Source organism: uncultured Aquimarina sp. (assembly GCF_947495315.1).
GTDB lineage: Bacteria > Bacteroidota > Bacteroidia > Flavobacteriales > Flavobacteriaceae > Aquimarina.
Genome location: NZ_CANLYD010000009.1, coordinates 221,274 through 235,234 on the forward strand (window position 1 = coordinate 221,274; position 13,961 = coordinate 235,234).

Annotated in this window: 14 protein-coding genes and 1 pseudogene; 5 read left to right on the forward strand and 10 right to left on the reverse strand. The window is 33.5% G+C overall.

The window, feature by feature from the left end; translation table 11 throughout:
* Nucleotides 1–35: 35 nt before the first annotated feature.
* From Q0910_RS16920 to mutY, 9 genes are all read right to left on the reverse strand, one after another.
* On the reverse strand, nucleotides 36–371 hold the full coding sequence (locus Q0910_RS16920) for a hypothetical protein (protein WP_299218985.1): 336 nt from the start codon (nucleotides 369–371) through the stop codon (nucleotides 36–38).
* 94 nt (nucleotides 372–465) lie between these two features.
* Nucleotides 466–726 carry a 50S ribosomal protein L27 gene (gene rpmA, locus Q0910_RS16925; RefSeq protein ID WP_299218986.1) on the reverse strand — a complete coding sequence of 87 codons (261 nt, stop codon included), beginning with the start codon at nucleotides 724–726 and terminating at the stop codon, nucleotides 466–468.
* A 35-nt stretch (nucleotides 727–761) separates the two neighbouring features.
* Nucleotides 762–1,454, reverse strand: coding sequence for a 50S ribosomal protein L21 (rplU, locus tag Q0910_RS16930; RefSeq protein WP_299218987.1), 693 nt, complete (start codon nucleotides 1,452–1,454; stop codon nucleotides 762–764).
* A gap of 96 nt (nucleotides 1,455–1,550) precedes the next feature.
* Nucleotides 1,551–2,024, reverse strand: coding sequence for a DUF4199 domain-containing protein (locus tag Q0910_RS16935; RefSeq protein ID WP_299218988.1), 474 nt, complete (start codon nucleotides 2,022–2,024; stop codon nucleotides 1,551–1,553).
* Between the two features lie 232 nt (nucleotides 2,025–2,256).
* Nucleotides 2,257–3,147, reverse strand: coding sequence for an EamA family transporter (locus Q0910_RS16940; protein ID WP_299218989.1), 891 nt, complete (start codon nucleotides 3,145–3,147; stop codon nucleotides 2,257–2,259).
* An 82-nt stretch (nucleotides 3,148–3,229) separates the two neighbouring features.
* Nucleotides 3,230–3,802, reverse strand: a complete 573-nt coding sequence (gene gldD, locus Q0910_RS16945) for a gliding motility lipoprotein GldD (RefSeq protein ID WP_299218990.1) — start codon at nucleotides 3,800–3,802, stop codon at nucleotides 3,230–3,232.
* Entirely contained in the window at nucleotides 3,792–5,117 is a 1,326-nt protein-coding gene (locus tag Q0910_RS16950) for a gliding motility-associated protein GldE (protein ID WP_299218991.1), read from the reverse strand. Before Q0910_RS16950 ends, gldD begins: the two co-directional genes overlap by 11 nt.
* A gap of 24 nt (nucleotides 5,118–5,141) precedes the next feature.
* On the reverse strand, nucleotides 5,142–5,603 hold the full coding sequence (gene ssb, locus Q0910_RS16955) for a single-stranded DNA-binding protein (protein ID WP_299218992.1): 462 nt from the start codon (nucleotides 5,601–5,603) through the stop codon (nucleotides 5,142–5,144).
* A gap of 43 nt (nucleotides 5,604–5,646) precedes the next feature.
* Entirely contained in the window at nucleotides 5,647–6,699 is a 1,053-nt protein-coding gene (gene mutY / locus Q0910_RS16960; RefSeq protein ID WP_299218993.1) for an A/G-specific adenine glycosylase, read from the reverse strand.
* Nucleotides 6,700–6,830: 131 nt separating this feature from the next.
* Between mutY and Q0910_RS16965 the strand changes: the two genes are divergently transcribed.
* Both Q0910_RS16965 and Q0910_RS16970 read left to right on the forward strand, forming a co-directional pair.
* Complete coding sequence (locus tag Q0910_RS16965; RefSeq protein ID WP_024768281.1) at nucleotides 6,831–7,121, forward strand: HU family DNA-binding protein; 291 nt, start codon at nucleotides 6,831–6,833, stop codon at nucleotides 7,119–7,121.
* A 292-nt stretch (nucleotides 7,122–7,413) separates the two neighbouring features.
* Nucleotides 7,414–8,952, forward strand: coding sequence for an Rne/Rng family ribonuclease (locus Q0910_RS16970; RefSeq protein WP_299218994.1), 1,539 nt, complete (start codon nucleotides 7,414–7,416; stop codon nucleotides 8,950–8,952).
* A 76-nt stretch (nucleotides 8,953–9,028) separates the two neighbouring features.
* On the opposite strand, the gene Q0910_RS16975 is transcribed toward Q0910_RS16970, so the two are convergent.
* A complete protein-coding gene (locus tag Q0910_RS16975) occupies nucleotides 9,029–10,798 on the reverse strand; it encodes a helix-turn-helix transcriptional regulator (protein ID WP_299218995.1) in 1,770 nt (589 codons plus the stop codon).
* A gap of 322 nt (nucleotides 10,799–11,120) precedes the next feature.
* Here Q0910_RS16975 and Q0910_RS16980 point away from each other — a divergent pair, with 322 nt between their 5' ends.
* The 3 genes and pseudogenes from Q0910_RS16980 to Q0910_RS16990 all read left to right on the forward strand — a co-directional run.
* Nucleotides 11,121–11,609, forward strand: coding sequence for a hypothetical protein (locus Q0910_RS16980; RefSeq protein ID WP_299218996.1), 489 nt, complete (start codon nucleotides 11,121–11,123; stop codon nucleotides 11,607–11,609).
* 918 nt (nucleotides 11,610–12,527) lie between these two features.
* Entirely contained in the window at nucleotides 12,528–13,097 is a 570-nt protein-coding gene (locus Q0910_RS16985) for a sigma-70 family RNA polymerase sigma factor (protein ID WP_299218997.1), read from the forward strand.
* Nucleotides 13,098–13,386: 289 nt separating this feature from the next.
* Nucleotides 13,387–13,961 (forward strand): annotated as a pseudogene (locus Q0910_RS16990) (hypothetical protein); the annotation flags it as partial.

The window sequence follows — 13,961 nt, forward strand, 5'->3', positions numbered from 1 at the left end:
CATCCCTCACCAAAAAAGTGAGGGATTTTTTTACCCTATTTCCTCTTCCTAAAAATATAACTCATCCATACTGGATCATTTTCTTCAGAAACTATAGATTGGCGATCTACAAATTCCCAATTAGCAGTATTCATATAGTTTAGCAAATCCGAAGTTCCTTCTAAATCCTCTAGTTGCTTGATTGTTATCTGCTTTCCTTCTAATGATTTTTGTTCTTGAACCTTTATTCTTTTAACTCTTCCGCTATTATTAGCTTTCTGTATTACGATAATCTCTAAATAGTCATATTTAGGTATATCTTGTGATACTACGGTTGTTGTAATTAGTAAAAAAACTAGACAACATACAACTCTGGGTATTATTGTTTTCATGGAAAATTATTTAACAAGGTTAATTTAAACAAAAAAACTCTTTTCAAGTAAACCTGAAAAGAGTTTTATATTTAATAATACAAAGGAAGTTTACTTATGCTTCAAATGGTACTATTGAAACAAAAGATTTATTATCTTTCTTTTTAGTAAATTTTACCATACCGTCAACTTTAGCGTGTAGTGTATGATCTTTACCAGCGTAAACATTCTCACCTGGTTTGTGTGCTGTACCTCTTTGTCTTACAATGATGTTACCAGCGATGGCAGCTTGTCCACCAAAAATCTTAACACCTAAACGTTTCGATTCTGATTCTCTACCATTCTTAGAACTACCAACTCCTTTTTTATGAGCCATTTTCTTAAGGTTTTATATCGTTAATAATAACGAGATTATTTTACAATCCCGCCGTCTAATTTGTCTTGCCATTCTTTTAACTCATCCCACTTACCTTCAGCAGCCATTTCAGCTTGCTTTGGCCAAGTATCAGGAACGTGATTTCCACGAACATCTTTAATAAACTCAGCAATTTGTTTTGGATCAGCTTTTGCAAGATCAGCAAAAGTAACGATACCATTAGCTTTTAGAGTTTCAGCGATTTTCGGTCCAATACCTTCAATCTTTTTAAGATCATCCGCTTTAGCTGATTTTTTAGGAGCAGCTTTCTTTGGAGCTTCTTCCTTTTTAGGAGCAGCAGCTTTAGCTTCTACTTTCTTTTCAGCTTTTGGTGCAGCTTTTTTAGTTTCCTTTTTAGGAGCAGCTTTCTTAGCTCCAGAGGCTACTATACTTTCGATTATGATTTCAGTTAGAGATTGACGGTGACCATTTCTAACACGGTATCCTTTACGTCTCTTTTTCTTGAAAACAATAACTTTATCACCTCTAAGGTGTCTCGTGATTTTCGCTCCTACTTGAGCTCCATCTATAGCCGGGGCGCCTAAAGTAACTTTATCTCCATCTGCAGTAAGAAGAACTTTGTCAAAAGAAACTTTGTCTCCTTCTTCTCCTGCTAAACGATGAACAAAAACTTTTTGGTCTTTCGCAACTTTAAATTGCTGCCCTGCTATCTCTACAATTGCGTACATAGCGTAACGTTTAATTAATTTTTTATATCTAAAGAACTATCGCTTATCAAATAAGCGGTTGCAAATATACTGCTAATTAATTAACTGACAAACATTTTACGCCTTTATGGGATTCGAATTATGTTTTTTTTTAATATTCCAACTGTCTTTAAATAACTGCATAAAAGAAAGGGTTAGTACGAATGTAGTTGCAAAACCCATAATAGCTGCCACAAAAACCACGATTCCTACACCTACGTGATAGTGAGAACTCCAGTTGGCAAGCATTTCTGGCAAGAAATTAGTATTAATATTAGTGACATAAATAGCAAAGAAAATGGTGAAAATAAGTGTTGAATTAAACCCTGTAAATAATCCGGCCATAAAACCCTTTTGATACTCAAAAGTGCTTCCTTTTTCAAGCTTATAATCTTTCAGAGCTTTATATAATCCAAATGCCACTATGATTCCATTACCTAGACTAAAAATAGGATTAGTTTGTACTCCAATTAATGACAAAATTAAAAAATAAGCAATCAGTCCAATTGCAATCATAACGCCATATTTAACAGGGATTGTAGACTTTTTCATAATTTCTATTATTTGGATTTAACAGAAATTTATGGATTATTAGCGGTTTTCAGGCTTAAAAAACTGTTAATTTATTATAAATAAGGCATTTAGCCCTTCATATTTCTTTTTCGTTAAAATCACAACAAAATGCAATCTTACGCCCAAATTCAATGAACAAAATTATTCTAATGAAAAACAAAAGAAGATTTCAAATCTAATCTAAAAAATAGCACAATTAGGCTCCATTCATCTAAGAACGGACCTTTATTTTTTTGCGATTTGCAATATAAACTCCTAAAATTATAATTCCGGCTGCAATTACCTGATAAAAGGAAAACTCCTCGCCATCCAGTAATCCCCACATCAAAGCTACTATCGGGATTGTATAGGTAACTGAAGTAGCAAAAACAGGACTACTTATTTGTACTAATTTATTAAACAAAACCTTAGCAATTCCGGTTCCTACCACTGCAAGAATTGATATATAAATCAAACTTGTGTGCATAGCGGAATTTGCAATTACTTTCTCATCAAAAAAATCAGAGTAATACAATACAATAAGCGAAGGAATTACTAACACAATAAAATTACCATTTGCAATTGCCATAGGCGAAATTTGCTGCATATATCGTTTTATAATATTCACATTGGTCGCATAGCAAACAGAGGCACAAAGCACTAAGGATGCATACCAATAATTCTGATTAGGATGTATTGAAGCCCCTTCCCATATTAATGCTAAACAACCAATTAATCCAACAACAACTCCTATTAATTGATTTCGACTAAAACGAATAGAGAAGACTAACACTCCTAAAATCAGCGTAACCAGAGGTGTAGTAGAATTAAGAACAGAAGCTATACCGCTATCAATTTCGGTTTCTGCAAATGCGAACAAAAATGCTGGAACAAATGTGCCTAAAAAACCAGAAATAATGATCCATTTCCATTCTTTTTTCTTAATAGTTTTCATACTTCTAAAACCAATCAGAAACAAAAAAACGGCGGCAAATAATGTTCTTAAAGCCCCCAATTGCATTGGAGTTAGGCCTATCAATGATTTTTTGATTAGAATAAACGAACTACCCCACACCAGTGATAGTACAACCAAGTATATCCATTTTAGTTTTGCGTTTTGCATGTACCGTTTTATAAGCTGCAAAAATCACTAAAATTATGAAAGTAACGACGTAGTATGTATAAAAATTAACTAACGTTTAGCGTTATTCTTTCCATTGAACAGTCTCCATAAAATGAATAATATCATTTCGTAAGTATTTTGCTGCCGGAAGAATAGAATCATAGTTTGGTTTCACCTTAAAATAAACGGAACCAGATACAAAATGATTAACACTATCTGTTACATAAAACTGACAAGAAGAAGCAGCATTTCCTGTTACTTCGTATACCGTTCCATAAACCTTTTTTTCGGGGTATACAAAATCTTTTTGTTGGATCCCATCTGCTTTAATAACATGCTCTTGTGTAAGATTTTGTGCATCTCTTAATAAAGAATCCAGATTATTATTTACATCGTAATAAGATATATATATAGTAGCGTTTAACTTTGGATACTTTATATTGTACCAACATCTCTTACTATTTTTTGCTCTTTCGAACACGGAAATATTGTTTTTTTCAAAATTATAAGAGCAATCCAGCAAGGCCTGTTCATATTTTGGAGCAGGATAAGCTAGTCTTAGCATTCCTTTGGGTTTGGGCAACGTCTCTCCTCCACAAGAACACAAAGCACATACAAGAATTCCTACTATAAATTTACTTAGTCTACCCTTCATTAATCGTTAATTTTATCCTTTTAATTCGTTTATTGTCCAAGGATTCTATTTTAAAAGTATATGACTCTACTGTAATTATATCTCCTATTTTTGGAAAGCTACCGGATATCTCTAATAACAATCCAGCAATAGTTTCCGCATCTCCCTTTTTGTTCTCAAAAACAGAATGATCTTCTAACTTAACTACTTTATAAAAATCCTTTAGTGAGGTTCTTCCTTCAAAAACATAATTCTTATCATCTAGCTTAGAGAATATCAAATCCTCATCATCAAATTCATCACTAATATCCCCAACAATTTCTTCAATAATATCTTCTAATGAAATCAATCCACTTGTTCCACCATACTCATCTACTACAATAGCCAGATGATTTTTTTTGTCTTTAAAATCATTTAATAAATCATCTAATTTCTTGTTCTCCGGAACAAAATAAGGCTCCCTTGCCAAAACTACCCAATCAAAGTTTTTATGATTGATATAAGGCAATAAATCCTTTACATAAAGAATCCCTATTACTTTATCAATACTATCTCGGTATACTGGAATACGAGAATATCCATTTTCAATAATTTCTGGAATAATTTCAGCATATTCCATGTCTTGATTTAGCGCAAAAATGTCAATTCTCGGTTTCATAACCTGTTTGGTGTCTGTATTCCCAAAAGACACAATCCCCTCCAGAATTTTTTTCTCTTCTGAAGTTGTATCAGTATCCGAAGTTAGTTCTAACGCTTGTGATAATTGATCCACACTAATATTCGATTTCTGTTTACCCAACCTGTTATGAATACGTATGGTTATGCTTCTCATCGGCAAACTTATAGGAGTAATAATCCAATCCAACACTCTTAATGGTCGCGCCATAAAGTTAGCAAATTTCACGTTATTTCTACTCGCATATATCTTCGGTAGTATTTCGCCAAATAATAATATAAGAAAAGCCACAACAATCACTTCTACCACAAATCTCACGTTTATTTTATCCCATAAAACAATATCGAGATCCTTAAAATAAATCTCCCCAAGTGTATCAAAAAGCAACACTATGGCAATATTAATAAAGTTATTAGCTACAAGTATTGTGGCTAGCAGTTTCTTTGGATTACTAAGTAATTTTGAAATTATCTTTTGATTGACAGTGGCATCCTCGCCCTCTGTCTTTAGATCTGAAGGATTCAATGAAAATAATGAAACTTCACTACCAGATATGAGGGCAGAACAAATCAATAGTAATATAAGGACAAGCAAATTAATTGCCTGCATAGAATCAAAAGCAAATAATAATATAAACAATGGTTCAGGATCAGGGTCCAAATTATAGCTGTTTAGTTAAACATATTAAAACGGAAGATCATCTTCTTCCATTTCTGTGGGTGAAGATGAAACCGATTGCGAATTATCAACAGATGGCTTATTTACATCTGGTTGTTTTTCTGCAACTATTTCAGAGTGCTGACCTTCAGTTTTTGGAGTTAAAAATGTAAAATCGGTACACTGTATTTCTGTACTATACCTATCTTTTCCTTGATCATCTTGCCACTTTCTAGTTTTAAGGCGACCTTCGATATATACTTTATCTCCTTTTTTAAGGTATTTTTCGCAGATTTCTGCTGCTTTATTTCGCACTACAATATTATGCCATTCTGTAGAAGTTACTCTATCTCCAGTAGTTTTATTCACATAAGAATCATTAGTTGCCAGTGGAAATCTGCCAATACAGTTCCCTCCTTCAAAATAATGCATCTTTACTTCATCACCCGTGTGGCCAATAAGCATTACTTTATTCAACGTTCCAGACATACTCTATATTATTTATAGTAAATGTAATAAAAAAGCATCATACCTAAAAAAAGCTATCTATAAAATTACCTAATAATATCGGAACCGGATATTCGTGAATTTTCTCTATTTCTACTAGATCTAATTCACCATTCATTTCTGGTTTTTCATCCATTTTTATAACATAAAAACGAGTATATAAGTGTTGATGAGAAAGCTTATGAATTTTAAATTCATCTTTATAAAGTGTAATGTCATACGATTTAGCATCCATCAAACTTTTAAAAACATCATGATCCTTTATATAAGAAAGGTCTACGTCATTATCACTTTCTATTAAAGGGAATTCATATAAGTTTTGCCAAATTCCTTTACCTATCCTCTGTCTAATAATTGTTTGTTGGTTTTTTATAGAAAATATCAAATAATTAAAATATCGTTTCTTAACTTTTAATTTTTTGAGCTTCACTGGCAAAGAGGCAACAGTTCCTTTTTTTAAAGCCTCACAACTATCGTTAAGCGGGCAGACAATGCAATATGGACTCTGAGGCTTACATTGTAACGCCCCAAACTCCATAATTGCTTGATTATACGTCGCCGGTTGTTCAGGGTCTATAAACTCAAAAGCAATTTTTTTAAACTCTTTAACACCTTGCGTACTATTAATAGGAGTATCAATATTAAAATATCTGGATAACACTCTATACACATTTCCATCCACTACAGGAACAACCTCATTATAACATATAGAAGCAATAGCACTAGCCGTATAATCACCAACACCTTTTAGCTTTAACAAATCCTTATAAGTAGAAGGAAAAATACCATTAAGATCATTTGCTATATGTTTTGCAGTAGTGTGCAAGTTTCTGGCTCTGGAATAATAACCTAGTCCTTGCCATAATTTTAGCACTTGTTCTTCTTCTGCATTTGCTAAATCAAAAACAGTGGGATATTGACTGGTAAATGACAAATAATAAGGTAATCCTTGTGCAACTCTTGTCTGTTGAAGTATAATTTCGCTTAACCAAATGCGGTATGGGTCGGTAGTTTCTCTCCAGGGCATCGATCTTTTGTTTTCTAAGTACCACGAAATGAGTTTTTTAGGGAAAATCATAATGAAATTGTAAGTTTTGTAAAATTAAACCTTTAAAAGATGATAATTTCATCTTAAGTATTGATATTTTGGAATTTAAATTGCTATATTTGCCCCCTTGAAAATTTAAAAACCCCTAAATAGGTAATATAATGACTAAAGCAGATATTGTAGCAAAAATTTCAGAAAAACTAGGAATTGAAAAAGGAGATGTTCAGGCAACTGTTGAAACCTTTATGGAAGAAGTAAAAAGTTCTTTAGAGAGCGGAGATAATGTATACCTAAGAGGTTTCGGTAGCTTTATCATCAAGACAAGAGCTGAAAAAACGGGTCGTAACATTTCTAAAAACACTACAATCAAAATACCTGCACATAATATTCCTGCTTTTAAGCCGGCGAAAGTATTTGTGGAAGGTGTAAAAACTAACGTAGAAGTTAAGTAAAAAAATTAATAATCAATAAACAGACGCAACTATGCCAAGTGGTAAGAAACGTAAAAGACACAAGGTAGCTACGCACAAGCGTAAAAAGAGAAGAAGAGCTAATCGCCACAAGAAAAAGTAGTTTTCTAACTACTTTTTCTATTTAAGAATGTTCTTTGAAATCGAAATAGAGTATCTTATATCTCTACCTTTATAAGACTTTGTTTCAACGGAATTATTAAAATTCCTGTGAATAAAATTTGTTTAATCCATCTGTCTCGAACATATCGAGGTGGATAAAAATCTAATCAGAGTGAACAAAGAATTGATCATTAGATCTGGTTCCTCTACTGATTTTGCCTTATTAAAAGATGGAAAACTAGTTGAATTACATAAGGAAGAAGACGACAGTAATTTTGCAGTAGGTGATATTTTTATTGCCAAGATCCGCAAAGCTGTCCCTGGTCTTAATGCCGCATTTGTTAATGTAGGCTATGAGAAAGATGCTTTTTTGCATTATCATGATCTAGGTCCTCAAGTATCTTCTTTACTTAAATTCATTAAACGTGTAAGCACAGGTAAATTAAGAGATTATTCTCTAAAGGATTTTCCTTTTGAGAACGATATTGATAAACACGGTGTTATTACAGATGTGTTAAAATCAAATCAATCGCTATTGGTACAAATAGTAAAAGAACCTATTTCTACAAAAGGCCCTCGAATTAGCTCAGAGCTATCGATTGCTGGTAGATATATTGTTTTAGTACCTTTTTCTAACAGAGTTTCTATTTCACAAAAAATAGAATCATCAGAAGAAAAAGAACGTCTAAAAAGACTGGTAAAAAGTATTAAACCAAAAGGGTTCGGAATTATTGTGCGTACTGTAGCAGAAGGCAAAAAAGTAGCAGAACTAGATAGAGATTTACAAAATCTAGTGGAACGCTGGGAGTCAATGTGTAAAAAATTATACAAAGCACCCCATCCATCAAAAATTTTAGGTGAAATGAATAGAGCATCCTCCATATTACGAGATGTCTTTAATGATACTTTCACTTCTATTGTTGTAGACGAACAAGATCTCTACAACCAAATCAAAGATTATCTGCAAGAAATTGCACCAAAAAAAGAATCAATCGTAAAGTTACACACGTCAAATGTACCTGTTTTTGAAAAACACGGTATCGAACGACAAATCAAAACAAGTTTTGGTAAAACAGTCTCCATGAGTAAGGGAGCTTATCTTGTAATCGAACACACTGAAGCAATGCACGTCATTGATGTAAATAGTGGAAACCGATCTAACAAAGCCAAAAACCAAGAAGACACTGCTCTAGAGGTCAACCTAATCAGTGCATCCGAAGTAGCCCGCCAACTACGTCTTAGAGATATGGGAGGTATTATTGTAGTCGATTTTATAGACATGAATAATGCTGATAACCGCAGAACGCTCTTCAATCACTTACGTGAAGAGATGAAAGACGACAGGGCGAAGCACAAAATTTTACCGCCAAGTAAGTTTGGCTTGATTCAGATAACGCGACAGCGTGTACGACCTGAAATGAATATTAAGACCCGTGAGGATAATCCTAACGGAGGAAATGGCGAAATTGAGGCGCCTATAGGTTTAATAGACAAAATAAAGGTCGATTTAGAAAAACTAATTAAAAAAGAACATAAAAAGTTAACGCTTAGCGCGCACCCTTTTATTGCAGCTTTTTTAACTAAAGGATTTCCATCCACCCGATCTAAATGGTTTATCGACCATAAAAGATGGGTAAAAGTAATACCTAGAGACGCTTACACGTATTTAGAATATCATTTCCATGATAAAGATGGAGAAGTGATACAATAAAAATGAAACCCAGTTTACTGATGTAGGCTGGGTTTTTTTGTTTGTATTATCTATAGTTTAGAAGACTTCGAGAACCTCAGTCTTCATAAGCACCTAGTGATCTAAAAGTATAATAATCAACTTCCTTCTTCTCCAACTCCTTAATAAAATAGGATGGATGTATCCCTGTGTTTTTATAAAACGCTTTAGAAAATGCATCCTGACTATTAAAACCTATTTCTTGTGCAATTGCCTTTACAGTATATTTTCTAAATTTAGGATCTGATTGTAATCGCGTTATCACATAAGTAATACGTAGCTCATTAATATATTGACCAAAACGTTTACCCTTATACGTATTCACAATTTTAGAAAGATAATTAGGATTGGTTTTTAGTTGTTTAGATAAAGAAGTAATCGTAAGATTTGTAGTCAAGAACTTATGGTTATCCTCCATCGCTTGTAGTTTTTTAAGAATTGCATTTACTACTTCTTCAGAAATCCCTATTTCTTGTGGTTTTTTATATCCGGATGTTTTTTCTGGTATCAGATCTTTAAACTGCTGATCCAGCAATCCCTGAAACCTTTGTTGATATACATTTCTTTTACGGTAATTAAAAACGGCTATTCCTATGGCAATAGTAATAAGCGCTACCAACCCAAGCATCCAGTGATTACTTCTCTTTTTTGAGGCTTCTAGAGAAGTGATGAGTTTTTGTTTTTCGGATAATAATAACGGAGTGTCGTATTCCTTATTAATTTTATTAGATAAATATCTAGTATCTTTTTTTATGACACTATCAAAAGCCAATAATCTATTGATATAATACAGCTGTTTCTCCTTATTCCCTTGCTTTTTATAATAAGTAATTAATATTTCATATGCTCCACTAAAAGAAGGAAAAAAATTCTTCGAGGCAAATGTGATCGAATCTACTTTTTTCAAATATATAATCGATTTTTTTATTTCTTCCTTTTTATTATAGATCAAACCCAAATGATAATCTGAGGCCGTAATATTGACTTGATTGATTTTATTGCCACTATTAACACCATACAGTTTTTTAAATTTTATTAGACTATCTAACGCAGAAGTATATCCAACTTTAAAAAAATTAAAATCTCCCAAAGCCAATAAAAATCTGTCATACGATAAGCTATCCTTAGTTTTTAGAGATAATTCTAAACCTTTTTTGTTTATTTGATATGCAGAATCATATAACTTATTATTATTATATGAAACACCCAGTGCAAACATTGACATTAAATATTCACTTTTATAACTTGTATCTCTTTTGTATTTTTCCTTGCGGTATTCCTCAATTGACTTATATAACTTTAGAGTTTCCTGATATTCCCCCAAATTATCTTTTAACAAAGCAATAAAATACTTAGCTCTATATTGTTGGTCAATATTTCCATTAATATTAGCGTACTTATTTGCTTTAATCACTTCATTCATTGATAATTGATACTGTCCTTGTGCCCCAAAAATTCTTGCCTTAAATAAATATGCTTCTGCAGGATATTTAGAAGCCTTTAGTTCATTTGTCAAGTTTATGATTGTATCTATATAGGTTATTCGTATAGAATCCTTATGTAATCCGGCAAGCATATAATAGCCATCTGCTTGCTTAATTCTATCTTTATCTTTTTTAGCTCTATTAAGAAAAGTTCTGGCGTATATCGTTGCTTTTTGGGGATTTTTTCTTTTTACAGTGTTATACTTACTATCCAGTTCTTCATAATTCATAGAGTGTAATGAATCTGGTACAATCACATTAGTTTCCTGAGCAGAACAAATATTACTAAACAAAAAGTATAGTAATAACCAATAAAAAAAAGAAATGGCAATATTAGTTTTCAATGTAGATTTGGATATTAACAATCTATTTTATCCCTCAAAGATACTTTTTTTGCAGTAGTAAAAAGCGTAAACTCAACAAAAAACAAACCTCCTTATTTTCAATAACTTAACCAATAATTCTTTTACCATGTTTTCATGAATTACGGGTTATAGCGCTTGTATTTATACAAATTTCATCGATACATTTGGCAAAACGTAAGACCAATAAGTTCACTTACGACAAGGAGTAACTAGTGAGTAGCCCACTCTGTCCTAACGGACATCTCCCCCTAAAAGGGGAGAAGCTAAAGGGCAATTTAGTAGCAAATAAAAACAAAAAAATATGGCATTAGAAAACCTTATCAGTATCAGTTTTACAGAAGAAGAACTAACACAACTAGATGGACATTTAGCTGGTATCCGACAACTCTTACAGGGCAAGACTGTAAATCTTACTCCAGATCAGCGTCGCCAATACGGCCGTATCGCTAACCAAAACAAACTCATCGTAGACAAAGCAAAGAACTATATGGAGCAACATCCCGATTGGATTCCTCGTTTCTTAGATAAACCAGAATTTGATAGCGATTACGCAGCGCGCGAGCAAGTAGAAGGCCGCGTGCAACTCTTAGAAAACCTTACCCAACAATTGGTAGATACCAAAACTTTACTAGATCACGATAATTATACCAATGCACTAAGTTTTTATCGTATGATGCGTTTTCTGGCTGGAGAAAACGAACCTGGAGCCAAATCGGTATATGAGGATATGCGGGTATTGTTTAAAAACACTCCCACAGGAGATACTACTGAAAAAAAAGAATCAGAATAACCCCAAGCCTTCATAATAAGACCTCTGGGTCTTACAGAAGTACCTCTAGGTATTTCGAAACTACCTAGAGGACTTCTTATCAGGCATCAAAGACCAAAATGTAAGAGGCTACCCCCATCCAAGTAGGGTAACAAAGCCATATCCTAAGGGTATACACCTATCAGAAATGGGTTGGTAAGCCTTACAACAGAAGCTTTAGGTCGTAAAATAATACCTAGAGGTAGTTTGCTAAGGGGCTACCCCCTTGCAATTTATCAAGTATAGACTTAAACAGGCAAAAGAATTGATTTGGCACACTGAGTTGTCATACTGAGACATCCAATAAAAATTTTATCCAGTGTTTAAACTGACATTAGTGTATATCATATTTGTGCTGCCGTCTGGTCGAGTGATTCGCCTTAGCGGATTGTATCGAGACCTAATTAATGAAGATAGCTTCAATTACATCTTGATAGTTCTGCTGAGTTTATCGAAGTACATTTTATAACTACGCGATGCTTCTCCATAAAACACTCGATGAGGTTAAAATTAAAATATTGATAATCAAATGTTTAAAAAAAACGTCAATGGTAGCCTGTTGAAGTATTGTCGAAGTACTCCCTAATGCCGCACTCCAAATCTGAACACCTACTTATGTTTATGTTTAAAAATAGTAATGAGTGCAAAGTAGTCAGAAATAAGTGTATGGAGAGTAAAACACTTTTTGTCATCTCCTTAAAAGGGAATTTATGAGGACTGAGGTTCCTCCTGAGGCGGACAGGTACCGAAGCCCCGAACAAGATTTCCCCTTCGATTACAACTTCGACAGGCTCGGTGTAACAGCTCATGGGTCAGAATAAGTTACAGTTTGAGGACTTCGGCTTCGCTCAGTCCTAAGCATAATAATCTAACAAATAAAATAAGTAAGGAGAAATAAAAATGAACGCAACAAAAAATCAAAAAATAATTGCTGGAATCATAGCTGGAGATCACCAAACGCTCAAGGTATTTTATAAAAAGAATCTGCCAGCGGCAAGAAGATTGATTCTAAAATATAACGGTACTACAGAAGATGTAGAGGATATCTTTCAGGATGCATTGGTATTGCTCTATCATAAACTTAGCGCTGGTGACCTGGAGCTACACAAATTTATTCACACCTATTTTATAGGAATTTGTAAAAATATGTGGAGAAATCAATTACGTAAAAAACAAATGTTAGAATATAACGAACTCCTTACCGATAGTGCTATAGATCCATCAGATTCTGTAATGGATATAATTACAAAAAAGCATCAGCAAAATGTATTTAACAAGCATTTTGACAACCTTAGTAATAGTAATAAAAGTATACTCAGGTTATTTTTTGAAGAAAAAAGTAATCGTGACATTGCTGATATCACTGGGTATTCAGAAGGATATGCTCGTAAAAAGAAATGCATGATAAAAGAACGTTTACAGAAGATGGTACAAAGTGATCCGGTATATGGAGAGTTGGTAATGTGTTAGTACGGAGTACAAAGTAATGAGTACTATATAGTTGATGAGTAAGTAAGGGCTGAGGTTCTTCCAGAGACGGACAGGTCTCGAAGTCCAAAGTCAAAATCACAAAAAAAATCATATCTCATAGAATTCTCAAAAAAAAATCAAAAAACAGAGGTAACATTTCTCTTTCCTAAGACACGTACAAGTAGGGAGAAGAAACTCACCTTAGAAAATTTCTTAATCACATTAAGAAATTGATGGGTAAGCAATCTAAAAAAATAAGTAAGGCAACAATTATTAAATAGTATTTTTTATGAAGAACATTTCATTATTTCTCACACTTTTTTTGATCACAAGTTTGGGATACGCGCAATTAGGAGATGATGGCGGTGGCAACACTGCATTTGATTATACAGCAGAGCTTTCCAGAGCAGTTACGATTCCTAACTCTCCAGAAGCCCAGGCTTTTATTAAATATGGAAGTATTCCATTAAACCAATATACAGGTACTCCTAACATTTCGATTCCGATTCATCAGATTTCGGGTAAAAGTATTTCGCTACCGATATCGATGACCTATGACGCTTCTGGGATCAAAGTAAATCAGCTAGCTACTAAGGTAGGTTTGGGATGGAACCTGAACTATGGCGGGGTAGTTTCTCGTCAGGTACATGGACTTCCTGATCAAGCGGATGGGACTTATGCTAAAATTACAGATCCAGGCACTCGAGCAGGTCTTGATGCTGCCTACAATAATGCATATATGGGTACTTTTTCTACCGTAGAAGCGATGGATACCGCTGATGCTTTATTAACCAATTATAGTATGAACAATATCGATATCCAGGCAGATACCTTTAGTTTTTCTATTAACGGATTATCAGGTAC